Annotated in this window: 17 protein-coding genes and 2 rRNA genes; 8 read left to right on the forward strand and 11 right to left on the reverse strand. The window is 64.1% G+C overall.

The genetic code is table 11. The features are described from left to right. Window positions 1-25: 25 nt before the first annotated feature. The 5 genes from JV241A_RS21635 to JV241A_RS21655 are packed head-to-tail and all read left to right on the forward strand — an operon-like array spanning window position 26 to window position 5,123. Complete coding sequence (locus tag JV241A_RS21635) at window positions 26-1,780, forward strand: bifunctional alpha/beta hydrolase/class I SAM-dependent methyltransferase (RefSeq protein WP_134064390.1); 1,755 nt, start codon at window positions 26-28, stop codon at window positions 1,778-1,780. Further along, on the forward strand, window positions 1,780-3,099 hold the full coding sequence (locus JV241A_RS21640; RefSeq protein ID WP_134064392.1) for a phosphatase PAP2/dual specificity phosphatase family protein: 1,320 nt from the start codon (window positions 1,780-1,782) through the stop codon (window positions 3,097-3,099). The genes JV241A_RS21635 and JV241A_RS21640 overlap by 1 nt, the downstream gene beginning before the upstream one ends. Further along, window positions 3,096-3,554, forward strand: coding sequence for a hypothetical protein (locus JV241A_RS21645; protein WP_134064394.1), 459 nt, complete (start codon window positions 3,096-3,098; stop codon window positions 3,552-3,554). Before JV241A_RS21640 ends, JV241A_RS21645 begins: the two co-directional genes overlap by 4 nt. Before the next feature lie 11 nt (window positions 3,555-3,565). Next, window positions 3,566-4,189, forward strand: coding sequence for a lysophospholipid acyltransferase family protein (locus JV241A_RS21650; protein WP_134064397.1), 624 nt, complete (start codon window positions 3,566-3,568; stop codon window positions 4,187-4,189). Window position 4,190: 1 nt separating this feature from the next. Further along, complete coding sequence (locus JV241A_RS21655) at window positions 4,191-5,123, forward strand: phosphatidate cytidylyltransferase (protein WP_045195828.1); 933 nt, start codon at window positions 4,191-4,193, stop codon at window positions 5,121-5,123. Window positions 5,124-5,126: 3 nt separating this feature from the next. On the opposite strand, the gene JV241A_RS21660 is transcribed toward JV241A_RS21655, so the two are convergent. Then, entirely contained in the window at window positions 5,127-5,885 is a 759-nt protein-coding gene (locus JV241A_RS21660) for a TSUP family transporter (RefSeq protein ID WP_115088857.1), read from the reverse strand. Between the two features lie 101 nt (window positions 5,886-5,986). On the opposite strand from JV241A_RS21660, the gene JV241A_RS21665 reads away from it, so the two are divergent. Together JV241A_RS21665 and JV241A_RS21670 are read left to right on the forward strand one after the other, a co-directional pair. Beyond that, complete coding sequence (locus JV241A_RS21665) at window positions 5,987-6,895, forward strand: LysR family transcriptional regulator (RefSeq protein WP_134064399.1); 909 nt, start codon at window positions 5,987-5,989, stop codon at window positions 6,893-6,895. Window positions 6,896-7,000: 105 nt separating this feature from the next. Beyond that, window positions 7,001-7,345 (forward strand): cupin domain-containing protein, encoded by a 345-nt coding sequence (locus JV241A_RS21670; RefSeq protein WP_010226921.1) that lies wholly within the window; start codon window positions 7,001-7,003, stop codon window positions 7,343-7,345. 101 nt (window positions 7,346-7,446) lie between these two features. Here the strand turns inward: JV241A_RS21670 and mmsB are convergent, their stop codons facing one another. Both mmsB and JV241A_RS21680 read right to left on the reverse strand, forming a co-directional pair. Continuing rightward, a complete protein-coding gene (mmsB, locus tag JV241A_RS21675; protein ID WP_010226922.1) occupies window positions 7,447-8,334 on the reverse strand; it encodes a 3-hydroxyisobutyrate dehydrogenase in 888 nt (295 codons plus the stop codon). Window positions 8,335-8,344: 10 nt separating this feature from the next. Next, a complete protein-coding gene (locus JV241A_RS21680; RefSeq protein WP_115088863.1) occupies window positions 8,345-9,871 on the reverse strand; it encodes a CoA-acylating methylmalonate-semialdehyde dehydrogenase in 1,527 nt (508 codons plus the stop codon). Window positions 9,872-10,007: 136 nt separating this feature from the next. Between JV241A_RS21680 and JV241A_RS21685 the strand changes: the two genes are divergently transcribed. Beyond that, window positions 10,008-10,955, forward strand: coding sequence for a LysR family transcriptional regulator (locus JV241A_RS21685; protein WP_115088864.1), 948 nt, complete (start codon window positions 10,008-10,010; stop codon window positions 10,953-10,955). Here the strand turns inward: JV241A_RS21685 and JV241A_RS21690 are convergent, their stop codons facing one another. The 8 genes from JV241A_RS21690 to JV241A_RS21725 form a co-directional block, all read right to left on the reverse strand. Further along, window positions 10,956-11,456 carry an OmpA family protein gene (locus JV241A_RS21690; protein WP_115088866.1) on the reverse strand — a complete coding sequence of 167 codons (501 nt, stop codon included), beginning with the start codon at window positions 11,454-11,456 and terminating at the stop codon, window positions 10,956-10,958. A gap of 3 nt (window positions 11,457-11,459) precedes the next feature. Beyond that, a complete protein-coding gene (locus JV241A_RS21695; RefSeq protein ID WP_115088869.1) occupies window positions 11,460-12,731 on the reverse strand; it encodes a diguanylate cyclase in 1,272 nt (423 codons plus the stop codon). After that, on the reverse strand, window positions 12,728-13,303 hold the full coding sequence (locus tag JV241A_RS21700; protein WP_115088870.1) for a YfiR family protein: 576 nt from the start codon (window positions 13,301-13,303) through the stop codon (window positions 12,728-12,730). The genes JV241A_RS21695 and JV241A_RS21700 overlap by 4 nt, the downstream gene beginning before the upstream one ends. Window positions 13,304-13,416: 113 nt before the next feature. Then, window positions 13,417-15,498, reverse strand: coding sequence for an exodeoxyribonuclease V subunit alpha (recD, locus tag JV241A_RS21705; RefSeq protein WP_134064401.1), 2,082 nt, complete (start codon window positions 15,496-15,498; stop codon window positions 13,417-13,419). Next, window positions 15,495-19,184, reverse strand: coding sequence for an exodeoxyribonuclease V subunit beta (recB, locus tag JV241A_RS21710; protein WP_134064403.1), 3,690 nt, complete (start codon window positions 19,182-19,184; stop codon window positions 15,495-15,497). Before recB ends, recD begins: the two co-directional genes overlap by 4 nt. Then, a complete protein-coding gene (gene recC / locus JV241A_RS21715) occupies window positions 19,181-22,657 on the reverse strand; it encodes an exodeoxyribonuclease V subunit gamma (RefSeq protein WP_134064405.1) in 3,477 nt (1,158 codons plus the stop codon). Before recC ends, recB begins: the two co-directional genes overlap by 4 nt. Before the next feature lie 127 nt (window positions 22,658-22,784). Further along, window positions 22,785-22,900, reverse strand: a 5S ribosomal RNA gene (gene rrf / locus JV241A_RS21720). A gap of 136 nt (window positions 22,901-23,036) precedes the next feature. After that, a 23S ribosomal RNA gene (locus JV241A_RS21725) occupies window positions 23,037-24,316 on the reverse strand; the annotation flags it as partial.

Consider the following 24,316-nt stretch of genomic DNA (forward strand, 5'->3'; position numbering starts at 1 on the left):
TTTGTGCCAGATAAGGATATTTGCCATGCGCAACGCGCAATCGCTGCACTTCACCACCCACGACGGCGTCGAACTGCATTACCGCCACTGGCCCGCCAACGTCGCTGACGGCCAGCCACGCCGCGCCGTGGTGCTGTTCCACCGCGGCCACGAACACGGTGGGCGCATGGCCCATCTGGCCGATGAGCTGCAGTTGCCCGACCATGACTTCTTCGCCTGGGACGCCCGTGGCCACGGCCAGTCGCCCGGGGCCCGTGGCGACAGCCCGAGCTTCGCCTGCAGTGTGCGCGACGTGCAGACCTTCATCGAACATATCGCCCGCGAGCACGGCATCGCCGAAGAGGACATGGCAGTACTGGCGCAAAGCGTCGGTGCCGTGCTGATCGCCACCTGGGCCCACGACTACGCCCCCAAGGTGCGCTGCCTGGTGCTGGCCTCGCCGGCCTTCAAGGTCAAGCTGTACGTGCCGTTCGCCCGCCCGGGGCTGAAGCTGATGCGCGCCTGGCGCGGCAACTTCTTCGTCAACAGCTACGTCAAGCCGCGCCTGCTCAGCCACGACCCCGAACGCATCGCCTCGTATGAAAGCGACCCGCTGATCAGCCGGCCGATTTCGGTGACCATGCTGCTTGGCCTGTATGAAGCAGCCGACCGCGTGGTGGCCGATGCCCAGGCGATCCAGGTGCCGACCCAGCTGTTGATTTCCGGCGCCGATTTCGTGGTCAAGCGCAAACCCCAGGAGCAGTTCTTCGAGCGCCTGGGCAGCGTGCACAAAGAAAAACACATCCTCCCCGGGTTCTTCCACGACACCCTTGGCGAACGTGACCGCAGCCATGCCCTGGCGCGGATCCGCCGGTTTATCGGGCACTGTTTCAGCCAGGCGCCGCAGCGCCCTTCCCTGCTCGCTGCCGACCAGCTGGGTGCCAGCTGCGCCGAGGCCGAAAGCCTGGCCGCGCCGCTGCCACGCAACTCGCCGGCCGACCTCTACTGGCGCGCCACCCGCGCCAGCCTACGGCTGGGCAAGGGCTTGTCGGACGGGGTCAAGCTGGGCTTCGACACCGGCTTCGACTCCGGCAGCACCCTGGACTACGTCTACCGCAACCAGCCCACCGGCAAGGGCGCGATCGGGCGGATGGTCGACCAGAACTACCTCAACGCCATCGGCTGGCGCGGCATCCGCCAGCGCAAGCTGCATGTCGAGGAACTGCTGCGCCTGGCCATCGAGCGCCTGCGCGAACAGGGCAAGCCGGTGGATATCGTCGATATCGCCGCCGGCCATGGCCGCTACATCCTCGAAGCGCTGCAGGGCCTGGAGCGCAAGCCGGAGTCGATCCTGCTGCGCGACTACAGCGAGCTCAACGTCCAGCAGGGCAGCGCGCTGATCGCCGAAAAAGGCCTGGCCGACATTGCCCGCTTCGTCCAGGGCGATGCCTTCGATGCCCAAAGCCTGGCCAGCCTCGACCCACGCCCGACCCTGGCAGTGGTCTCGGGCCTGTATGAACTGTTCGCCAGCAACCAGATGGTTGGCGACTCCCTGGGCGGCCTGGCCCAGGCCGTGGAGCCCGGCGGTTACCTGGTGTACACCGGCCAACCCTGGCACCCGCAGCTGGAGATGATCGCCCGCGCCCTGACCAGCCACCGCGCCGGCCAGGCCTGGGTGATGCGCCGGCGCAGCCAGGTGGAGATGGATCAACTGGTCGAGGCGGCCGGCTTTCGCAAGGTCTGCCAGCGTATCGATGAGTGGGGCATCTTCAGCGTCAGCCTGGCCCAGCGGGTCGCTTGATGAGCACTGCGCGCGAGCCAGGCTTGATCAAGCGCGGGGTGCTCTGGCTGCTGTTGCTCGGCCCGCTGTTCTTTCTCAGCTACGGCCTGACCAACACCTACACCGCCGGGCGCAGCGACGTCGGCAGCCTGGTGTTTGCCTGGGAAGGCAGCATCCCGCTGTGGCCCTGGACCATCATCCCGTACTGGTCGATCGACCTGCTCTACGGCCTGTCGTTCCTGCTGCCGCTGAGCCGTCGGGAGATGGACCGCCATGCCCTGCGCCTGCTTAGCGCGCAGGTCATCTGCATCCTCGGTTTTCTGCTCTGGCCGCTGCGTTTCACCGTCGAACGGCCAGCGCTGGATGGCCTGTTCGGCTGGTTGTTCGATGTGCTGATGGGCTTCGACAAACCGTTCAACCAGGCGCCGTCGCTGCACATCGCCTTGCTGGTGATCATCTGGGCGATGTTTGCCCGGCATATCCACGCCAGGCTGCCACGCTTGCTGGTACATGGCTGGATGGCGCTGATCGGCCTGTCGGTGCTGACCACCTGGCAACACCACTTTATCGACCTGCCCAGCGGCGCGCTGGTGGGGGTGCTGTGCGTTTGGCTGTGGCCGGTTGACGGCCGGCCGGTGCTGCGCCATCTGCAACTTGCCCGCGATCCGCAGCGCTGGCGCCTGGCGCTGCGCTATGGGGCCGGGGCGGCAGTGCTGGTGGGACTGGCGCTGTACCTGGGCGGCGTCGCCCTGTGGTTGATGTGGCCGGCGGTCGCGCTGCTGGTGGTGGCGCTCAACTATGCGCAACTGGGCGCCGAAGGCTTTCAGAAAGGGTCCGATGGCCGGCTCTCGTATGCCGCGCGCTGGTTGCTGGCGCCCTACCTGATTGGTGCCTGGCTCAACTCACGCTGGTGGACGCGGTGTCATCCTCAAGCGGATGAAGTGTGCGATGGCGTGTACCTCGGGCGAATTCCGGGCAAGGGTCAAGCCGCGCACTTCGCCGCCATTGTCGATCTGTGCGCCGAACTGCCAGCGTCGCTTGCCCCGGGCCAGGCCTACTGCGCCCTGCCCAGCCTCGATCTGGTCGTGCCCACGGCCGAGCGCTGCCGGGACGCGGCAGCGGCCATCGAGCAACTGCGCCAGCAGGGCCCGGTGCTGGTCTGCTGCGCCCTCGGTTACTCCCGCAGCGCCAGCGCCGTGGCCGCCTGGCTGGTGCTCAGCGGGCGCTGCAGCGATGCCCGGCAAGCGCAGCAACGCATCAGCCAGGCACGCCCCGGGGTGGTCCTGCATCCGCAGCACCTGCAGGTGATTGAACGCCTGCAAACGGAGCCTTGCCTGTGAGCGGCGAAATCCACCTGGCCCTGGTCGCCAGCCTGCTCAAGCGCGGGCGGCAGGTCGAGCGCCTGGCCGACGGCATCAGCTTGCTGGCGGTGTTTTTTGGCCTCGCGGTGCTGCTGATCGGCACGCCCGCCCCGTGGTTGAGCAGCGTGCTGTGCAGCGTGTTGCTGTTGGCCGGCTTGCTGCAAAAGTTTTTCGCCATACGCGTAGCACTGGATGCCGATCTGTTTGCGCACCTGGCCACCCGCAGCGATCAGCTCGCGCAGCACACCCAGGCGCTGGACCAGTCGTTGTGCGCCCTGGGCCTGAAGGCCAACCCGGTCGACAACCGCGACTGGCAGGCACGCGGCCTGGCAGCCATGGGCCTGCTGCGCAAACAACTCCTGTGCTTTGCGGTACAGGCCCTGCTGGCGCTGGCCGGCATCCTGCTTTTGCCCTTGTTTCACTCCGCCGGATAAGGACCTTGCCCATGCTTGCTGCCCTCACCGCCTTTGCCATCACCTCGGTCGCCCGCCTGATCACCGGCGCCCGCGCCCTGTGGCTGGGCTGCACGCCGCAACCGGTGCAACGGCTGTACTACGCCAACCACAGCAGCCACGGCGACTTCGTGCTGATCTGGGCCTCGCTGCCCCAGCCCCTGCGCCAGCACACGCGACCGGTGGCCGGTGCCGATTACTGGCAAAAACCCGGCATCCGCCGGTTTCTGATCAAGCGGGTGTTCAATGGCGTGCTGATCGACCGCCAGCACAGCGACGCCACAAGCAACCCTTTGCAACCGATCCAGGATGCGCTGGCCCAGGGTGATTCGCTGATCTTCTTTCCCGAAGGCACGCGCAACCTCAGCGACGAACCGTTGCTGGCGTTCAAGAGCGGACTGTTCCACCTGACCAGCGCCCACCCGCAGGTCGAGGTGATCCCGGTATGGATCGCCAACCTCAACCGGGTCATGCCCAAGGGTCGCGCCCTGCCGCTACCCTTGCTGTGCACCCTGAGCTTTGGCGAGCCGCTGCACCTGCAAGCGGACGAAAGCAAGCACGCGTTTCTCGACCGGGCCCGCCAGGCCCTGTTGGCCCTGGCCCCGAAGGAATCCTGAGATGGACAACAACACCCTTTCGCTGTTCGCCGGCATTGGCGGCCTGCTGTTGCTCGCCAGCCTGATCGGCCGCCTGCTCAAATGGCGCGCCGGCCCGGCGCCCCACGCGGTAATCGACAACCTCAACGCGCGGATCAACGCCTGGTGGGTGATGGTCCTGGTCATCGGCCTGGCGTTTCTGTTCGGCAAGCTGGGGGTGATCCTGCTGTTCTACTGCGTGTCGTTCTACGCCCTGCGTGAATTCCTCACCCTGACACCAACCCGGCGCAGCGACTACCCGGCACTGGTCGCGGCGTTCTATGTCGCCCTGCCGGTGCAGTACCTGTTGATTGCCATGGACTGGTACGGACTGTTCAGCATTTTCATCCCGGTCTATCTGTTCCTGCTGCTGCCGATCCTGGCCAGCTTCGGCGGCGATACCACGCGCTTTTTGGAGCGTGCCTCGAAGGTGCAGTGGGGGTTGATGATCGCGGTCTACTGCCTGTCCTCGGTACCGGCCTTGATGACCCTGGATATCCCCGGATACGAAGGCCGCAACCTGCTGCTGATTGCCTGGCTGATCCTCGTGGTGCAAATCTCCGATGTGCTGCAGTACGTCTGCGGCAAGCTGTTCGGCAAGCACAAGGTGGCGCCCAAGCTGTCACCCTCAAAGACCGTCGAAGGCCTGGTCGGTGGCGTGGCCCTGGCCACTCTGATCGGCGCCACCCTGTGCTGGATCACCCCGTTCAGCTTCTGGCAGGCGGCGCTGATGGCCCTGACCGTCAACCTCATGGGCTTTGCCGGCGGCCTGGTGATGTCGGCGATCAAGCGCGACCGCGGCGTGAAGGACTGGGGCCATATGATCGAAGGCCACGGCGGCATGCTCGACCGCATGGACTCGGTATGCTTCGCCGCGCCGGTGTTCTTCCACTTCGTCCGTTACTGGTGGGCCTGATCGTCAGACCAACAGGTCGTAGGACAGCTTGCCGATCAAGATCAGCAGCAACACCAGGAACAGCGCGCGAACAAAGGGCACGCCCTTGTGCACCGCCAGCCAGGTGCCGGTCAACGCGCCGAGGATGTTGAAGGCGGCCATGGGGATGGCGATCAGGTAGAGCACGTTGCCGGTGGGGATGAAGAACATCAGTGCGGCGACGTTGGTGGCGATGTTCACCAGTTTCGCCGACGCCGAGGCATGCAGGAAGTCGAAGGCGAAGCAGCGAATGAACAGGAAGATCAGAAAGCTGCCGGTGCCGGGTCCGAACAGGCCGTCGTAAAAGCCGATGGCGCCACCGATGACGACCGCCAGCAGCTTCTCGCGGGTGCCGATGCGCATCGGCTTGTGCAGGGTACCGAAGTCCTTTTTCCAGAAGGTGTAGATCGCCATCAGCACAATCAGCACCAGCACCGCCGGGCGCATCAGCGACTGCGGCACCAGTGACACCGTGGCGGCGCCGACGAAGGCCATGGCAAAGGCTGCACAGGCCGCCGGGATCACCAGCCCCCAGTCGATCACCACCTTGCGCACGAACGAGCGTGCGGCAAACGCCGTACCGCACGCCGAGGCAACCTTGTTGGTGCCCAGCAATGCGGCCGGTGGCGATGCCGGCAGCACGTTGAACAGCGCCGGAATCTGGATCAGCCCGCCACCACCCACCGCCGCATCGATCAGCCCGGCGGCAAAGGCAAACACACAAAGAACGACGATATCGACCATGGTTTCAGGCTCTGGTAGTCAAGGACGGGCGCGCCAAGGTTAACCAACGTCCGGGTTTTGTGTTGCAATGCCATATTGCAAAAACTGCAACGAGGTAACACATGGCCCTGGATATGCTCGCGGAGCTGGAAGCCTTCGCAATGGTTGCCCGCAAGCGCAGCTTCGTCGCCGCAGCACGCGCCCTGGGACGCTCGCCCAGTGCTGTGACCCGCGCCGTGCAGGCCCTGGAAGAAAACGCCGGGGCCAAGCTGTTCAATCGCTCGAGCAACGCCGTAAGCCTGACCGAGGCAGGTGAACGCTTGCTGCCCTACGCCTACAAAATGCTCGATCTGCAACGTGAGGCCGATGAGGAGCTGACCGGGCTCAGCGGCCTGGCTTCCGGCTGGGTGCGGTTTTCCGCCCCCGAATCGCTGGCGCAGGTATTGCCCGGTCTGATTGCACAGTACGGCGAGCGCTACCCGCAGGTGAACGTCGATGTGATCTTCAGCGACGAGCCGATCGACCCGGCCAAAAGCAAACTGGATTTCTCGATTCGTGGCGCCTTCGCCCAGGACAGCGAGCTGATCGGCTACCCCCTGTGGCGCTACTCACGCTCGCTGTATGCCAGCCCCGCTTACCTGCACCGGCATGGCGTACCCGAGACGATCGAGGCACTGGAAGCGCATGCGCTGATCCTGCATACCGCGCCGCGGATTCTCAAGGAGTGGAAGTTTCGCAGCGCCGATCAGGCCGTCAGCCTGCGAGTGCACCCCAGGTTTCGCTTCAGCTCCGGGGTTGCCGTATTCCAGGCCGCCCTGGCCGGTGTCGGCATCGCCCGCCTGGCCGACTGGCTGGCCGAACCCGAGGTGCAGGCTGGGCGCCTGCAGCGGGTCTGCGCCGAGTACCGGCTGACCGCCAGTAACGGCGACAGTCCGCAAATGCACGCGGTGTACCCGGCCGGAACGCTGCCGCAACGGGTCAAAGCGCTGCTGGAAGTGATCCGCGGCTTTGGCGACAGCCTTGATCGATAGGCACGGATTTGCGCTCCCAGACACCTGAAGGTCGAGACCAGACATTTGCCGGGCACCGATCGCGCCTATGGTGATGGACCTTTGAGCCATCCTCTGGAGCCTGGAATGTCCGATTTCATCACCGTGCTGCGCGAGACCTGCCCTACCCCCGTGCTGGATGCGACCAAGTGGCAACGCATCGGCGGCGACCCGCACACCGTCAACCTCAACGCCTATGTGTCGGCCGATGGCAGCAAGATCATGGGCACCTGGATCTGCACGCCGGGCAAGTTCCAGGTCAATTACGAGAAGTGGGAGTATTGCCATTTTCTGGACGGCTACTGCGTGATCACCCCGGAAGGTGAGCAGCCGGTGCACCTGAAAGCCGGTGATGTGTTCGTCATCGAACCGGGGATGAAAGGCACCTGGGAAGTGGTGGAGACAGTACGCAAGTACTTCGTTTTTGCCTGATGCCGGGGCTGCCTTCGCAGCCCATCGCTGGCAAGGCCAGCTCCCACAGAATGATGTGTGCGCAGTACCTGTGGGAGCCAGCCTTGCTGGCGATGCTCTTTTTACTCGGGCTTGCGATAACCTTCGACAATCGCCGAGAAATCCTTGCCACCCTCGCCGCGCAAACTCATGGCCTGGTACAGCTGCTGGGCCACCGCGCCGAGAATTACCGGCTGGTGCGCCTGACGTGCGGCTTCTGTCGCCAGCCCCAGGTCCTTGAGCATCAGCTCGGCACCAAAGCCACCGGTATAGCCACGCGATGCCGGGGCCGTCTCGATAATGCCCGGCCACGGGTTGTAGGTATCCGAACTCCAGCAGCGGCCGGTTGAGCTGTTGATGATCCCGGCCAATACCTTGGTGTCGATCCCCAGCGCATTGCCCAGGGCCATGGCTTCGGACACGCCGATCATCGAGATGCCCAGCAGCAGGTTGTTGCAGATCTTGGCAATTTGCCCGGTGCCGACATCGCCGCAGTGGACGATGTTGCGGCCCATCTGCGCCAGCACCGGTTGCAGGGTGGCGAACAGCGCGTCGCTGGCACCAACCATGAAGGTCAGGGTGCCGGCCGCAGCGCCACCGGTACCACCGGACACCGGTGCATCGGCCAGGTCGACGCCCTGTTTGGCCGCAGCAGCCGCTACATCGCGGGCCGTCTGCGGGTCGATGGTGCTGCAGTCAACCACCGGGGTACCGGCCTTGACACCGGCCAGCACACCGTCTTCGTTGAGGTACACACCGCGCACGTGGGCAGCAGCTGGCAGCATGGTGATCACCAGCTCGCTCTGCTGCGCGGCGTCGCGCGGCGAGCTGCTGATCTGCCCACCGAGCTCGGCAAGTTCAGCCAGCACGGTCTTGTTCAGGTCGAACAGGTTCAGCTGATGCCCGGCCTTGATCAGGTTGCGGGCCATGGGTGCGCCCATGTTGCCCAGGCCGATGAATGCGATACGCATGATGAGCTCCTTAGCGCAGGCTGATGGTGGTGTTCACGCCATCGTTGACGCTGTCATCATCGAACCAGCGGCTGGTGACGGTCTTGGTCTGAGTGTAGAACTGCACCACCTGTTTGCCGTACGGGCCCAGATCGCCAAGCTTGGAGCCGCGCGAGCCTGTGAAGCTGAAGAACGGTACCGGTACTGGAATCGGGATGTTGATGCCGACCTGGCCAACGTCGATTTCGTTCTGGAACTTGCGCGCTGCCGCACCGCTCTGGGTGAACAAGCCGGTGCCGTTGCCGAAGGGGTTGCGGTTGACCAGGGCGATAGCTTCGTCGAGGGTGTCGACTTCCAGCACCACCAGCACCGGGCCGAAGATTTCCTGGGTGTAGATCTGCATGTCGGTGGTCACCCCGGAGAACAGGGTCGGGCCAACGAAATTGCCTTGCTCGTAGCCCGGCACACTGACTTCGCGGCCATCGAGCTCAAGCTTGGCGCCTTCCTTGATGCCGCTTTCGATCAGGCCCAGCACCCGCTCCTTGGCGCGCTTTGAAATCAGCGGGCCGACATCGGTACCCGGCTCGCTGCCGGCGTTGACCTTGAGGTTGGCGGCCAGCTCTTTGAGCTCCGGCAGCCACTCGCGGGCCTTGCCCACCAGCACCGCGACCGAGGTGGCCATGCAGCGCTGACCGGCCGCGCCGAAACCGGCACCGACCAGGGCATTGAGGGTTTGCGTACGGTTGGCGTCCGGCAGCACCACGGCGTGGTTCTTCGCGCCCATCATCGACTGCACGCGCTTGCCGTGCTGACCAGCCAGGTTGTACACGTGAGTGCCGACCTCAGTGGAGCCGACGAAGGAGATCGCCTTGATGTCGCTGTGGGTGCACAGCGCATCGACCACCTGCTTGCCACCATGGACGACGTTGAGCACGCCGGCCGGCACACCGGCTTCGATGGCCAGCTCCACCAGCATCATGGTCGACAGCGGGTCCTGCTCGGATGGCTTGAGCACGAAGGTGTTGCCGCAGACGATGGCCATCGGGAACATCCACAGCGGGATCATCGCCGGGAAGTTGAACGGGGTGATCCCGGCGCAGACGCCGATCGGCTGGCGCAGGGTGTAGGTATCGACGCCGCCGGCAACGTTCTCGGCGAACTCGCCCATCTGCAGGCTGCCGATGCTGCAGGTATGCTCGACCACTTCCAGGCCGCGGAAGATATCGCCTTCAGCGTCGGCAATGGTCTTGCCCTGTTCGGCACTGAGGACCACGGCGATGCGCTTGGAGTGTTCACGAATCAGCGCCTGCAGCTTGAGCATGATGCGCATGCGCGCGCCGATCGGGGTGTCGCGCCAGGTCTTGAACGCACGCTGGCCGGCGGCGATGGCGGCGTCGACTTCTTCGGCGGTGGCGAAGGGTACGCGGGCCAGCACTTGCTGGGTGGCCGGGTTGACCACGTCGCGCCATTCGCTGGTTTTCGATTCGACCCATTGGCCGTCGATCAGCAGCTTGACCTGCTCGACCTTGGTCTGGCCGGGGGTGAGGGATGCGTTCATGTGCGTTCTCCTGAAATTGTTGTTAGGGAGAGATCGACGCCACCGGATCAGCCACGGCGGGCGCTTGGGTCCAGGGCTTTTTTGGAGTATAGATGTGCAAACATCTAATAAGAACGCACATAAAAGCCGGACCAACATGCAAAAAAACATCACCTCCCTGGGGTCGTTGAACTGGGATGACCTGAAGTTCTTTCTTGAAGTGGCGCGCACCCGCAAGGCCAGCAGCGCAGCCAAACGCCTGGGCGTCGACTACACCACGGTGTCGCGGCGGATCAGTTCGCTGGAAGTGGCGCTGGGCACCTTGCTGTTCGAAAAATCGCGGACCAACGGCTTTGTCCTGACTGCCGAAGGCCAGCGCCTGCTCAGTTATGCCGAGTCGATCGAAAGCACCCTGCACATGGCCTGCGAGCAGGTCTCCGGTTCCGGCGTGGCGCTGTCGGGGCATGTGCGCATGGGCTGCACCGAAGGCTTCGGCAGCTTCTTCGTCACCCCGCAGCTGAGCCATTTCGTCGACGCCTACCCGGCGATCTCGGTGGACATCCTGCCGCTGCCGCACTTCATCAGCCTGTCCAAGCGCGAGGCCGACATCGTCATCGCCCTGGAGCGCCCGGAGCACGGGCCTTACGTGTGCTGCAAGCTGTGCGACTACCGCCTGCGCCTGTACGCCACCCAGGAGTACCTGGACAGCCACGAGCCGATCACCCGCAGCAGCGACTTGGCCCGGCATCAGTTCATCAGCTATGTCGACGACCTGGCCTTCAGCTCCGAGCTCCTTTACCTGGCCAACCTGATCCCGGCCGCCAGCGCCAACCTGCGCAGCACCAGCGTGATCGCCCAGTACGTGGCGGCCCAGCAGGGTCGTGGCCTGGCGATACTGCCGTGTTTTCTGGCCGCGCAGGACCCGCGCCTGGTGGCGATTTTGCCCGAGGAAGTGGCGATTACCCGGCAGTTCTGGATGTACTGCCGCGAGGATCTGCGCAAGTTGAAGCGGATTACCCTGTTGTGGGATTACATCCGCGAAGTCACCGAGCGCAACACCCCGCTGCTGATGGGCGAGTCGCGCACGATGAGCTTTGCCGACTGATCAGTCGGAGGCGACCACGATCGACACCCGGCGGTTTTCCAGGCGCCCGGCGCGTGTGTCGTTGCTGGCCACCGGCTCGCTGCTGCCGAGGCCGCGGGTTTCGACGTTCTCGGGGCGCATGCCGATGCCCACCAGGACATTGGCTACGCTCTGCGCCCGACGTTTGGACAGTTGCTGGTTGTAGGCGGCCTTGCCCGAGGCATCGGTGTGTCCGTCGACCCGCACGCGCTGGATGTTCACCGACAGCAGCGACTTGCCGATGCGCTCGACGATAGTCCTGCTCTGGGCGTTGAGGGTGTCGACATCGCTGCCGAACAGCACTTTGCTCGACAGGCCGAACTCCCAGCCTTCATCGGTGAGCTGGAAGCCCTCTTGCTTGAGCAGGGCAATCTGTTCGGCGGTCAGGCCCTTGGGCGGCACGCTCTGGCAGCCGCCCAGGGCGAACAGCGCCAGGGCCAGGCAGATAAAGTGAAAACGTAAACGTTGGCTCAGGTGAATCACGGTTCAGCTCCTGTTTTTTACGTGTTGGGCAGAGCGCTCCGTCTCTGCCATTTGCCCCTGGCCGCGCAGATTGCGCTTGGCCTGATACATCGCCGCATCAGCGGCATTGAGCAGGTCTGACGGCGTCAGGCCGTCATCGGGGAAATAGGCAATGCCGATGCTCAGCGAGGTGACGATGATCTGCCCTTCGCCCAGGCGGATCGGCAGTTTCATGCTGGCGGCAATCTTCTCGGCGATGCGCAGGGCATCGTCGCGCTTGTGCAGCGGCGCCAGCAGCACGGCGAACTCGTCCCCCCCCAGGCGGGCCACCAGGTCATTTTCGCGCAGCTGCGCGCGCACCCGTGTCGCGACGCTGATCAACACCTCATCGCCAGCCGCGTGACCAAAGCTGTCGTTGACCTCCTTGAAGTTGTCACTGTCGAGAAACAGCAACGCCAGGTGCTCCTGGTGTTTTTCCGCATTGCGCAGGGTGCGGCTCAGGCGGCCCTCGAAAAACGCCCGGTTGGGCAGGCCGGTGAGGCTGTCGTGGCTGGCCTGGTGGGCAAGGCTTTCATTCTCGCTCTGCAGGTGGCTCTGCCAGGACTCCAGCTCGTCGAGCAAGGCGTTGAAGTCGTTACCCAGTTCGTTGAGCTCGGCGATCTGCGCCGGCGGCACGCGGCGGTCGAAGCTGCGCTCGCGGCGTGCGGCATGGGCGACATTGGCCAGGCTGCGCAGCGGCCCGACGATATCGCCGAACATTCGCCGCGACAGGTACAGCGCGCTGAAGGCGCTGAGCGCCGTGCACAGCAGGATCCCGGCCAGGCCACTGAGCAGGAAGCGCACCAGGCTGCCGCCCTGCCCCACCAGCTCGATGCGCCCAACCTGCTGGCCCTGGTGCAGCACCGGCAGGATGATTGGTTCTTCCAGCAGGCTGCGGACTATCAGTTGCTCGGCCTGCGCCAGCAAGCCGCTTTCGCTGCGCTGCCAGCGGGCCAACAGCTCGCCGTTGTCGTCGAAGACCTTGGCGTCGGCCACCTCTTCAGCGGCGGCGATCAGCGCCAGCGCCTCGTTGGCCGCGCCAGCGTCGTTGAACACCACCGCCGCTTCAACGGTGTAATTGATCGAACGAGCAATCAGATGCAGGTTGTGATTGGCGTACACGCGCAGGGCCAATACACCGAGCAGCGTCAGGGAGACCCCGGCAAGGCCGACAGCCAATAGCGCGACGCTCAGGTGGCGGCGGCCGAGGACGGCACGCAGGGTCGGGCGCTCGCGCCCCTTGCCAAAGCCGATCATGGTTGCGCCGCCCGCCGCCGCGATAGCTGCAGCACGCTGGGGTGAATGCGCACGCCGCTGCGCGCCACCGAGTCGAGGTTGACGTCAAAGGCCACCTGGCGATCACTGACCCGCAGGCAGAACAGGCTGCCGACCGTACACGGGTCGTCAGCTTCGCTCATGCTCAGGACCGGATGACCGCTCAACGCAGTAAACAGTCGGCTGCGCTCGTCCTGGCTGAGCTTGCCGATATAGATCGCATCGCATTCACTGGCGATGCGCGGGTCGTCGGCCAACAGCCGGCGTACCTGCACCGGCCGGCCTGTGGCCTGGGTAGTCCCCTTGACCAGGTCGTCGGCGTATTCGGTCGGGCCGATCAGGCACAGGCGAAGTTGCACCGGCTCAACCGGCCAGCGTGCATAACTGAGGATACCCAGCACGACCTGGGTCACTGCCTTGGCCCGCTGCTCGGCCAGGTTCGAAGTGGCCTGTGCCTCGGCGCAGGCTTGTGCGCCGAACAGCAACAGCAACGCGCCCAGCAGCGAACGCGTCAGGTTTGTCACACGTCCCGATATCGGGGCGGCCACATTCATGAAGGAAATCTCTTAAAACCACGCAGGATGATGCCGCAACGATAGCACAGAGCCCGATTTTCCAGCGAGGGAGCAGCCTGCCGGCGATCCGGTAAAAGGCCGAATCGTCGTGGTTATACCTGCTCCAGCATCAGCCCCGAGATGCGTTTGACCTTGCGCCGCACCGCGTCCTCAAACACACCCTGACGCGGCTCGATCAAACTAAAGCAGGTCTTGGCCCGGGTGATACCGGTGTAGATCAATTCCTTGGTCAACACCGGGTTCAAGGCATCCGGCAGCACCAGCGCAGTATGGGTGAACTCCGAGCCCTGGGACTTGTGCACGGTCATGGCGAACACGGTTTCGACCTCGTTGAGCCGGCTCGGCAGGACGAAACGCACGCCGCCGTGCCCGTCGTTGCGGGCGAAGGCCACGCGCAGCACCTGCTGCCCTTCATGCTGCTCATCCGGCAGGCGCAGGGCGATGCCGATATCGCCGTTCATCAGGCCCAGGCCGTAGTCGTTGCGGGTCATCAGCACAGGGCGGCCTTCGTACCAGGGCTGTTCGCTGTCGATCAGCCCGGCGGCACCGAGCACCCGGCTGACCCGTTGATTCAGACCCTCGACACCCCAGGGGCCCTTGCGTACGGCGCACAGCAGCTGGAAGGTCTCGAAGCCCCGCAGCACCTGCATGGCCCAGCTTTCCCAGCGCGGGTCATCCACCGGCGTGCCGAGCGGCGGGCGCTGCTGACGGAGGGCCTGCAGGTAGCTGCGATAGCCCTGTGGCCCGTCGCTGCCGCGGCCCAGGCCGTCGAGCAACAAGCGATCGAAGTTGCGGTCCTGTTCGCCGCGCAGGCTCAGGGCGAACACATCGTTGAGTTTCTGGTTGAGCAAGGCCCGCGCCTGCTCGGCGTCCTGGCGGTTGACCAGGCGCGCCAGCTGGCCGATGCCGCTGCCTTCGCCGAAGCGCCGCGAATAGCGCAGCATCACCACTTGCTGCGCCAGGGGATACTGCCCGGCACTGCCCGGCAGCAGCTCGCTGCCGGCCAGGGCCTCACCACTGACCTGCTCCAGCCAGGCCTGCGTCTCGGGGCTGTAGCGCCCGGCTTCGGCATCGCGGCACAGGTCGCCGAGTACCGCGCCGGCCTCCACCGAAGCGAGCTGGTCCTTGTCGCCCAGCAGCACCAGACGCGCATGGGGCGGCAGGGCGCCAAGCAGGTTGGCCATCATTTCCAGGTCGATCATCGAGGCTTCGTCGACGACCAGCACATCCAGCGGCAGCGGGTTACCGGCATGGTGACGGAAATGCCGCGAGCCCGGGCGACTGCCGAGCAGGCGATGGACGGTGGAGACGTCGGTGGGAATGTTCTCACGGACCTCGGCGGCCACCGCCAGGCGCTCGACCTGCTGGCCGATGGACTCGGTCAGGCGCGCTGCGGCCTTGCCGGTGGGTGCCGCCAGGCGGATGCGCAGTGGCCGGCCAGCCTCGACGGCGGGCGCTTGCAGCAAGGCCAGCAAACGCACCACCGTGGTGGTTTTGCCGGTACCCGGGCCGCCGGTAATGATGCTAAAGGCACTGCGGGTGGCCAGGGCGCAGGCCAGCTTTTGCCAATCCACCTGACCGCTGGGAGCGCCGCCGTCGAACAGTTGTGCCAACCGCGCCGAAAGATCCGCCGGGGTCGGCTCGACCTGCTGCAGGCACTCGCGCAAAGCGTTGTCGATACGCCGCTCGTAGGCCCAGTAACGGCGCAGATACAGGCGCCGGCCATTGAGCACCAACGGGCGCGCGCTGTCTTCCGCACTGCTGCCGTGGGCCACCAGCCGACTGCCGTTCAGTTGCTGCAGCCAGGTGTCGAGCTCCAGGCGCTCAAGCAGCTGCGACGGCAATAGCAGCGGCCCGGCCAGGGCATCGCCTTCCGGTGGCAGCGACAGGGCGAAATCCGGCTCGGCCAGGGTTTCACCCAGATCCAGGCAGACATGGCCGTGGCCCAACTGATGACTGGCCAGTGCCGCCGCCAGCAGCACCAAGGGTTCGCCGCCCGGGTCGCGCTCACCGAGAAAACTCACAAAGGCCCGGTCCAGGGCACGCAACCAGCCACGCTCGACCCAACGATCGAGCAAGGCAAGTAGGTCTGCGCCTTTGCTCAGCGGCTCCAGCGCGGCCAGATGGCGGGCATCCAGTGGCGTAGGGAGCAGGTCGTCGAGGCTACGGCTCATGGTGCGTCTCCGAGAAACAGGTCGTGTTGTTGCGGGGTGCTGACACCGCGGAACAGGGCGTCGAGCTGCTCGATCAGCTCGCGCGGGGGCTTGACGAAATACAGGCCGCGGGATGGCGAATCGACACCGCGCAAGAAGACAAACAGCGCCCCGCCGACATGCTGGTCGTAGTCATAACCGGGCAGCCGCGCGCGCAACTGGCGGTGCAGGGCCAGCAGGTAGAGCACGTATTGCAGGTCGTAGCGGTGGCCGAGGATCGCCCCTTCCATGGCCAGTTCGCTGTAGGCCTGGTCATCAGGACCCAGCCAGTTGGATTTGTAGTCCGCCACGTAATAGCGGCCATCGTGTTCGAAGGCCAGGTCGATAAAACCCTTGAACATGCCATTGAGCAGCGCCGGTTGCGCAGCCAGGCGTGCAACGCCCTGGTGGGTGTATTCGCACACCAGTTGATCGAGCCGACCTACATCGACCTTGTGGCTGGCAAACCAGAATTCCATTTCGATCTGGTACTGGCGTAGCTGGCTCAAGGACAACGGCGAACTGTCGGGCGCCAGGGCCATGGGTTGCTCGAGCAATTGCTGCAACCACTGGCTGAGGGTCGGGATCCAGCCGGTCCAGTCGCGGCGGTTGCAGCGCTGGCCAACGGTGCGGGTCAATTGCTCGGGATCGGCGCTGACCTGGGCAAAACCTTCATGCCCGGCCCATTCGAGCAGGCCGTGGAGGAAGGTGCCGGGGTTCGGCCCGCGGGGGAAGCGGTGAATGTCGCCGCTACCGGGCATGACTTCACGCAACTGCTGCAGGTCGGGGCGCTCGTCATCGAGCAGTTGTTGCGCCTGGGAGCTGTCGGCCGCCAGGGTCATGGCCTCTTCGCCGATGCGCAAGGCGCTGTAGGACGCGATCCACCAGTTTTCTGCAGCCCGGCGTTTGGGCTGGCGCGCGGGTAGCAGTTCGGCCTGGTTGAGCGGGGCGCTGTAGGCCTGCTCATCAGGCGCTGGCAGCTCGATGCTGGCGATGGGCGGGCAACCGGTCTGCAAGGCCTGCAGCCAATCGCCCAGCTGGGTCGAGGCTGACAGGGCGCTGCCGCCGCCCAACAGGTAACCCAGGGCTGAACGATGCAGGGTCGAGGTCTTGCCGGCGCCGCGCTTGAGGTCGGCAACGCCGAGCCAGCAGGCATGCTGGGCGCGGGTCAGGGCCACGTAGAGCAGGCGCAGGTCTTCGGCCAGGCGCTCATCGTCGGCCAGGGCGATCTGTTCGGCATCCGGGGTCAGGGTCAGGTGCGCCTGGCCTTCGCTGTCGTGCCAGGCCAGTGGCAAGCGCGAGCCATCCACCGGCTTGCTGGTGCAGATGAAGGGCAGGAACACCAAGGGATATTCCAGGCCCTTGGACTTGTGGATGGTCACCACCTTGACCAGTTGCTCGTCGCTTTCCAGGCGCAGGATCTGCTCCTCGCCGGCCTGGCCGGAACTGGCCAGGTGCTCGCCCAGGTGACGAATCAACGCCTGCTCGCCATCCAGCTCGGTAGCCGCCTGCTGCAGCAGCTCGGCCAGGTGCAGCAGGTTGGTCAGCACCCGTTCGCCATCACTGCGGGCCATCAATACCTGGGGCAGATCGAAGTCATGCAGCAGGCGCCGCAGCATCGGCAGTACACCCTGGCTGCGCCAGATCAGCCGGTACTGGCGGAACTGCATGACCCAGCGCTCCCACACCCGCTCATCCTGGTTCAATTGTGCCAGGGCGCTGAGCGGCAGGTTGAGGGTAATGCTGGCCAACGCCGCCTTGAGCAGGCGCTCGGCATCCGGCTCGGCGCAGGCTTTGAGCCAGGCCAGCAGGTCATGGGCTTCCTGGGCGGCGAACACCGAGTCCTTGTCCGACAGGTAAACGCTGCGCACATCGCGGGCCGCCAATTCGGCACGAATCAACTGCGCCTCGCGGCCATCGCGCACCAGAATGGCGATATCCGAAGGCAGGCAGCCGCGCAGCGACCGATCGGACTGCACGAAACCACTGCGACCCTGCTGCCCGCCATTGAGCAAGGCAACGATCTGGCTGGCACAGCTGGCGGCCAGTTGCTGACGATAAACAGCGCCGGATACCGGCTCTTCACTGCTCAGTTGCCAGAGGTTGAGTGCGGGTACCGGCGAGCCATCGACCTGCAACTGCTCGCTGCGGCCCTTGGCCTTGACCTCGAGAAACGGCACCGGGTTGTTGCTGCCGTCGCGGAACAGGAAGGCGCCACGGCCCTGCTCGCGCACTTCGGCCTGCATGAACACATGGTTGACCGCCGTGACCATGGCCTGGCTCGAACGGTAGTTGGTATCGAGGCTGTGCAGGCGCCCGGCCGTGGCCCGCCGCGCCCCCAGGTAGGTGAAGATGTCGGCGCCGCGGAAGGCATAGATTGCCTGCTTGGGGTCGCCAATCAGGAACAGGCCGGTATCGCGTGCGTTCTCTTCAATCCGGTAGATTCGCTGGAAGATCCGGTACTGCACCGGGTCGGTGTCCTGGAACTCGTCGATCAGGGCCACCGGGAACTGTTCACGGATCAGCCCGGCGAGGCGCTCGCCGGCATCACCGTGCAACGCGTGGTCGAGACGCAGGAGCATGTCGTCGAAGCCCATCTCGGCGCGGCGGCGTTTTTCCTGTTCAAAGCGGGCGCCGACCCAGGCAGCCGCGTGCTCGAGCAGACAGGCATCAGGCGTGGGCAGGCCCTGAAGCTGGTCGCGCAGACCCTCCATCGCCTGGAGTGCCGGGTGGACTGGCGGCTCGCCCTTCCAGGCTTCGGTCATGCCGGCACGGGTAAAGCGGCTGAAGCCGGTGCCCAGATCCAGCTCCAGCGCCTGGTCGTCCTCGGCCCAGGCCTTGAGTTTTTCGCACCAGGGCTCGAAGTAGCGCGCCTGCATCTTGCGCCCGTCAACCTGCTTGGCGGCCAGGCCGTCACGGCAGATCTGCAGCAACTCGCCGGACCATTGCGCCCAGGGCGCCTTGAGCGTGCGCAGCAGTTCAGTACGTTGCTGCAGCACCGCTTCGATCAGCGCCTGAGGCTCTTCCTCATCGCTCTCGATGCGCTGCCGGCCGAACAGCGCGCGGACCCGTGGCAGCAAGGCTTCGGGGCTGACCCAATGGGCGCGAACCCAGGCCAGCGCATCGCCCTGCATGCTGTAGCAGAAGCGTCGCCAGTAATCGCGCATGACCTGGCCAAGCAGGTCACTGTGGTCGGTTTCCAGGGTCTGGGTAAACAGGCTGCCGCTGTCGAAGGCGTGCTCGCGCAGCATGCGTTGGCACCAACTGTGGATGGTCGACACCGCAGCTTCGTCCATCCACTGTGCGGCCACGTCCAGGCGGTTGGCGCACGCCGCCCACAGCGACGGCTCATAGTCATCGCGCAATTGCTGGAGCAAGGGATCGGCTTCGCTCAACTCACCACGGAAGTAGCGCGCGGCTTCTGCCAGGCGGGTGCGGATGCGTTCACGCAGCTCCTTGGTAGCGGCGTCGGTGAAGGTCACCACCAGGATCTGTGGTGGCAACAGCTCGCGGCCAAAGCCCTGTTCACCGCCATGGCCGAGCACCAGGCGCAGGTACAACGCCGAGATGGTGAAGGTCTTGCCGGTACCGGCACTGGCCTCGATCAACTGGCTGCCATGCAAGGGAAAGGTCAGTGCCAGGGGGGCTGGGGCAACACCAAGGCTCATCGAGCGCTCTCCTCTTTGCCCGGCGTCTGCCAGGGCGCTTCGAATATCGGGCGGTACAGGGCCTCGCACCAGCCTTCGAATTCTTCACTGGCACTGAGTGCCGCGAAATCGCTGAACTGTCGGGCCAGCGCGGTGCTTTCGCTGCGCTCGCCGAAGGTGTTCTGACCATCACCGTCGTAGGCCTTGGCGGCTGCAGCCAGGGCTTTGTCGGCATCGCTCTGGGCCAACCAGGCAAAGGCGGTCTTGACTGCTACCGGGAGCGGCGCATTCATACCCGCCTGGCGGGCCAGCAGCAGATCGCCCAGCAGTTCAGCGGCGCGGGCCTGCTCCAGGGGGGCGAGCAACAGGGTGACATCGGTGGCGACCACTGCACTGTGCAATGGCAAACCAACCGCGCAGGCGGCCAGGTGCATGACCCAGGTCGGCGTCAGCCGGTGCCATTTCAGTGTGCGGCCACTGCTGATGCCGTTGGGCAAGGTAGTGATGCTCAGCAGGGATTGATCCTCCCGCTGATAGACCCGGCCCAACCAGCCTTCGAGCTTGAGCTGGCGGTACTCGAAACGGATCGGCAAGGCGTTATCCACAGGCATCGGCCATTGCTGCAGCAACTGTTGATAACGCTGCAACAGGTCGGGCAATGGCTCGATCAACTCGGCCTGCAGGCATTCGCCGAAGCCGGCCAGTGGCAACAGCCCGTAACCCTGCAGGCGGCGGGCCTGGGTGGTAAGCGCCCGGGCGCTGTCATCCGGATCGGCCAGGGCTGCGGCCAGCAGGCTTTCGCTCAGGCTGTAGCGCTGCAGGGCATCGAGGACGAAGGGCTCCTCATCGGCCAGCGGCGCTTGCGCCGACTCGAAAAAAACCTTCAGCCGCTGACTGAAGAAATGCCGCACCGGATGGCGCAGAAAGTCCTGCAACAAGCTCAGCGTCAGCGGTTCATCGCTGTTGTATGGCGGCAGCTCGTCCTCATTGATCTGCTCTTCGCCAGGGAGGTGCAGCGTCCGCCATTCCCGTGCATAACTGAACAGGCTGCTGCCCTTGTGGAAGTAGCGGGCGCTGAACGGCTGCAACGGATGCTCCACCGTCAGGGCATGCAGCAACTGCTCACCTGCATTGAGCTTGCCACCGATCTCGGCATCGGCCAGACGCCAACCCGTAGCCAGATGGTCGCGCAACTGGCCAATCAGCACCGAGGCCGGGCGTTCGCTGTTATCGCGGATGCTGCGCCCGACCCAGCTGACATACAGCTGGTCACGGGCCGAAAGCAGCGCTTCGAGCAACAGGTAGCGGTCGTCTTCACGGCGCGAGCGATCACCCGGACGGTAGTCGCTGCCCATCAGGTCGAAGTCCAGCGGCGGTTGCGCACGCGGGTAGTCGCCATCGTTCATGCCCAGCAGGCAGACCACCTTGAACGGGATCGCACGCATGGGCATCAAGGTGCAGAAATTTACCGAACCTGCAAGAAAACGCTGGGACAAGCGCCCTTGGTCGAGCCCGGCCAGCCAGGCTTCGCGAACCACGGTGAGCGGCAGCAAGTCTTGCAGGCCAACCGATTCACAGGTCTGCAACCAGGTTTCGCGCAGGGTCTGCAGTTGCACCAGCAGATAGTCGTCATGCTCGGTGTCGGCGAGGAAGAACACTTGCAGCAAGGCATGCAGGCGCTCGCCCCACTCGGCAGCAGTTGCCGGTTGGGAAAGTTGCTCGTGGGCGATTTCCAGGGCGTCGAGCAGGGCCACCAACGGGCCGATCAAGGCGGCATCCAGGCCGCCGATTTCATCGAACGGCTCGATACCATCGCAGCCTTCGCCGACACCGACGGCGTAACCCAGCAGCATGCGCCGCAAGCCAAATCGCCAGCTGTTCTGTTCGAGATCCGCCGCCAAGCCGAGGCCCGCGCGTTGCTCGGCGTTCAGGCCCCAGCGAATGCCGGCGCCTTCGATCCAGCGGTGCAAGGTCGGAAGGTCGCTTTCCTTGATGGCGAAGCGCGCACGCAAGGCTGGCACATCGAGCAGGTCAAGGACCTCGCTCACCGCGAAGCGGCTATCAGGTAGCTTCAGCAAGTGCTCCAGGGCAATCAGCAGCGGATCTCGGCCACGCTGGCCCTGGTCGGTCAAGGTGAAGGGGATGAAGCGCGGATCATTGCGGTCCAGTTGGCCGAACACCGCGCGGATGTGCGGCGCATAGGTGTTGATGTCCGGGAGCATGACGATGATGTCCCGTGGGCGCAGCGTCGGGTCGGCACTGAAGCGGGCGAGCAATTGGTCGTGGAGGATTTCCACTTCACGTTGCGGGCTGTGGCCGATGTGGAAGCGCACCGAGCGATCTTTGGCCAGGTCGACGTCAGGCCAAAGCTCACGGGTTTCGGCCAGCGGACGCAACTCAAGAATGTCGTCCTGCAACTGGTTGAGCAGTGTTGTCGGGGCGCTGTCGCTGAACAGGTCGATACGCCCGTCGCTGAAGGCTGCGCGGTAGCTGCCAGGGTCGTCATAGCTGTCGAGCAGGTTGATATAGTCGCGGCCTTGCTTGCCCCAGGCGGCGAGCAACGGATGTGCGTGTTGATGCAGGGTTTCGGCATCGATCAGGCTGGGCATGCCCTGCTTGCGTTGCTGGCGCTTGTATTGATGGCGCAGCAGGTCCTTGTCGGCAACGATGTCGGCCCAGTGGTGACGGCAGGGGTTGTGCACGCAGAGCAGCACCTGGCTGAAACGAGCCAGCCCTGCGAGCGCTTCGAGCGCCTGGGCAGGCAGCGACGAAATGCCGAAGACGATAACCCGGGATGGCAAGCCAGGTGGCGCCTCCTGCAGGCTATTGATCCGCTCGATAAAGCGCTGATGGACTCCGGCGCGGCTCTGGGCCATGCCCTCTTCACCGACATCCAGCAACAGGGCGCGCCATAGCTCTGCCTGCCAGCAGTTGGCGGCCGGCAGCGGCTTTGATTCGCCACGGGCGGTATTGAGTACATGGCGGCCGGCGGCCCAGTCCTTGAGCCAGTCGGCCCGATACACCTGATACTGGTCGAACAGGTCGGCAAGGCGTTCGGCCAACTGGTAGCGCTTGCGCAGGTCGCTGTCGTCGGTGAGAAAGCGCTGCAAGGGCTCGAAGTGCGGTTTGTCGATGACTTCAGGCAGCAGGCGCATCAAACGCCAGGTCAGCGGCGCCTTGTCGAGCAGCGACACCTCGGGGATTTCTTCGCGGCCCAGCACCTTGCGGTACAGCTGCCACATGAAACTGCCGGGTAGTTGCACCTCGACTGCGGCGGCGATGCCACAGCCACCTTGATCGTCGTCTTCAGGATCTTCGGCTAGGGCCAGCTTCAGCCACTGGGCGATGCCGTTGCTCTGCACCAGGGCGATTTCGTTTTCCAGCGGTGCCAGCGGGTAACGCCGCATCCAGCTCACCACCAGACTGCGCAGTTCATCCAGGCGATTGCCGTGAACCACCATGAAACCTGGTATGAGTGGGTTTGCGTGCGGCATTGGGCATCCTTGAGGCTGTGCGGGCAGAGGGAAACCTTATCATGCTCGGGGAGCCTGACTGTGTTGTGCAACAGCCAGAAAGACAAAACCCCTACCTGCATACGCAGATAGGGGTTTCGGAATTTAATCTTGACGATGACCTACTCTCACATGGGGAAACCCCACACTACCATCGGCGATGCATCGTTTCACTGCTGAGTTCGGGATGGGATCAGGTGGTTCCAATGCTCTATGGTCGTCAAGAAATTCTGTTGCCAGAAGGTCTTGTTAGACACTCCAGCGAATCGGGTATGTGATGATTGTGAGTTACAAATTCTCGGCTTTGCAGTCTTCACAACACCGCAATCTGGTCATTCGACGCAAATTGCTTGGGTGTTATATGGTCAAGCCTCACGGGCAATTAGTATTGGTTAGCTCAACGCCTCACAGCGCTTACACACCCAACCTATCAACGTCGTAGTCTTCGACGGCCCTTCAGGGAGCTCAAGGCTCCAGTGAGATCTCATCTTGAGGCAAGTTTCCCGCTTAGATGCTTTCAGCGGTTATCTCTTCCGAACATAGCTACCCGGCAATGCCACTGGCGTGACAACCGGAACACCAGAGGTTCGTCCACTCCGGTCCTCTCGTACTAGGAGCAGCCCCTCTCAAATCTCAAACGTCCACGGCAGATAGGGACCGAACTGTCTCACGACGTTCTAAACCCAGCTCGCGTACCACTTTAAATGGCGAACAGCCATACCCTTGGGACCGGCTTCAGCCCCAGGATGTGATGAGCCGACATCGAGGTGCCAAACACCGCCGTCGATATGAACTCTTGGGCGGTATCAGCCTGTTATCCCCGGAGTACCTTTTATCCGTTGAGCGATGGCCCTTCCATACAGAACCACCGGATCACTAAGACCTACTTTCGTACCTGCTCGACGTGTCTGTCTCGCAGTCAAGCGCGCTTTTGCCTTTATACTCTACGACCGATTTCCGACCGGTCTGAGCGCACCTTCGTACTCCTCCGTTACTCTTTAGGAGGAGACCGCCCCAGTCAAACTACCCACCATACACTGTCCTCGATCCGGATAACGGACCTGAGTTAGAACCTCAAAGTTGCCAGGGTGGTATTTCAAGGATGGCTCCACGCGAACTGGCGTCCACGCTTCAAAGCCTCCCACCTATCCTACACAAGCAAATTCAAAGTCCAGTGCAAAGCTATAGTAAAGGTTCACGGGGTCTTTCCGTCTAGCCGCGGATACACTGCATCTTCACAGCGATTTCAATTTCACTGAGTCTCGGGTGGAGACAGCGCCGCCATCGTTACGCCATTCGTGCAGGTCGGAACTTACCCGACAAGGAATTTCGCTACCTTAGGACCGTTATAGTTACGGCCGCCGTTTACCGGGGCTTCGATCAAGAGCTTCGCGTTAGCTAACCCCATCAATTAACCTTCCGGCACCGGGCAGGCGTCACACCCTATACGTCCACTTTCGTGTTTGCAGAGTGCTGTGTTTTTAATAAACAGTCGCAGCGGCCTGGTATCTTCGACCGGCATGGGCTTACGGAGCAAGTCCTTCACCCTCACCGGCGCACCTTCTCCCGAAGTTACGGTGCCATTTTGCCTAGTTCCTTCACCCGAGTTCTCTCAAGCGCCTTGGTATTCTCTACCCAACC

Origin of the sequence: Pseudomonas sp. JV241A, assembly GCF_900275665.1 — a bacterium.
Lineage (GTDB): Bacteria > Pseudomonadota > Gammaproteobacteria > Pseudomonadales > Pseudomonadaceae > Aquipseudomonas > Aquipseudomonas wadenswilerensis.

Coding starts and splice junctions, on each gene's coding strand:
- JV241A_RS21685 (WP_115088864.1), top strand. CDS start 10,008: ATGCAAAAAAACATCACCTCCCTGGGGTCGTTGAACTGGGATGACCTG.
- recD (WP_134064401.1), bottom strand. CDS start 15,498: ATGAGCCGTAGCCTCGACGACCTGCTCCCTACGCCACTGGATGCCCGC.
- mmsB (WP_010226922.1), bottom strand. CDS start 8,334: ATGCGTATCGCATTCATCGGCCTGGGCAACATGGGCGCACCCATGGCC.
- JV241A_RS21650 (WP_134064397.1), top strand. CDS start 3,566: ATGCTTGCTGCCCTCACCGCCTTTGCCATCACCTCGGTCGCCCGCCTG.
- JV241A_RS21670 (WP_010226921.1), top strand. CDS start 7,001: ATGTCCGATTTCATCACCGTGCTGCGCGAGACCTGCCCTACCCCCGTG.
- JV241A_RS21695 (WP_115088869.1), bottom strand. CDS start 12,731: ATGATCGGCTTTGGCAAGGGGCGCGAGCGCCCGACCCTGCGTGCCGTC.
- JV241A_RS21640 (WP_134064392.1), top strand. CDS start 1,780: ATGAGCACTGCGCGCGAGCCAGGCTTGATCAAGCGCGGGGTGCTCTGG.
- JV241A_RS21700 (WP_115088870.1), bottom strand. CDS start 13,303: ATGAATGTGGCCGCCCCGATATCGGGACGTGTGACAAACCTGACGCGT.
- JV241A_RS21655 (WP_045195828.1), top strand. CDS start 4,191: ATGGACAACAACACCCTTTCGCTGTTCGCCGGCATTGGCGGCCTGCTG.
- JV241A_RS21660 (WP_115088857.1), bottom strand. CDS start 5,885: ATGGTCGATATCGTCGTTCTTTGTGTGTTTGCCTTTGCCGCCGGGCTG.
- recB (WP_134064403.1), bottom strand. CDS start 19,184: ATGAGCCTTGGTGTTGCCCCAGCCCCCCTGGCACTGACCTTTCCCTTG.
- JV241A_RS21635 (WP_134064390.1), top strand. CDS start 26: ATGCGCAACGCGCAATCGCTGCACTTCACCACCCACGACGGCGTCGAA.
- JV241A_RS21680 (WP_115088863.1), bottom strand. CDS start 9,871: ATGAACGCATCCCTCACCCCCGGCCAGACCAAGGTCGAGCAGGTCAAG.
- JV241A_RS21665 (WP_134064399.1), top strand. CDS start 5,987: ATGGCCCTGGATATGCTCGCGGAGCTGGAAGCCTTCGCAATGGTTGCC.
- recC (WP_134064405.1), bottom strand. CDS start 22,657: ATGCCGCACGCAAACCCACTCATACCAGGTTTCATGGTGGTTCACGGC.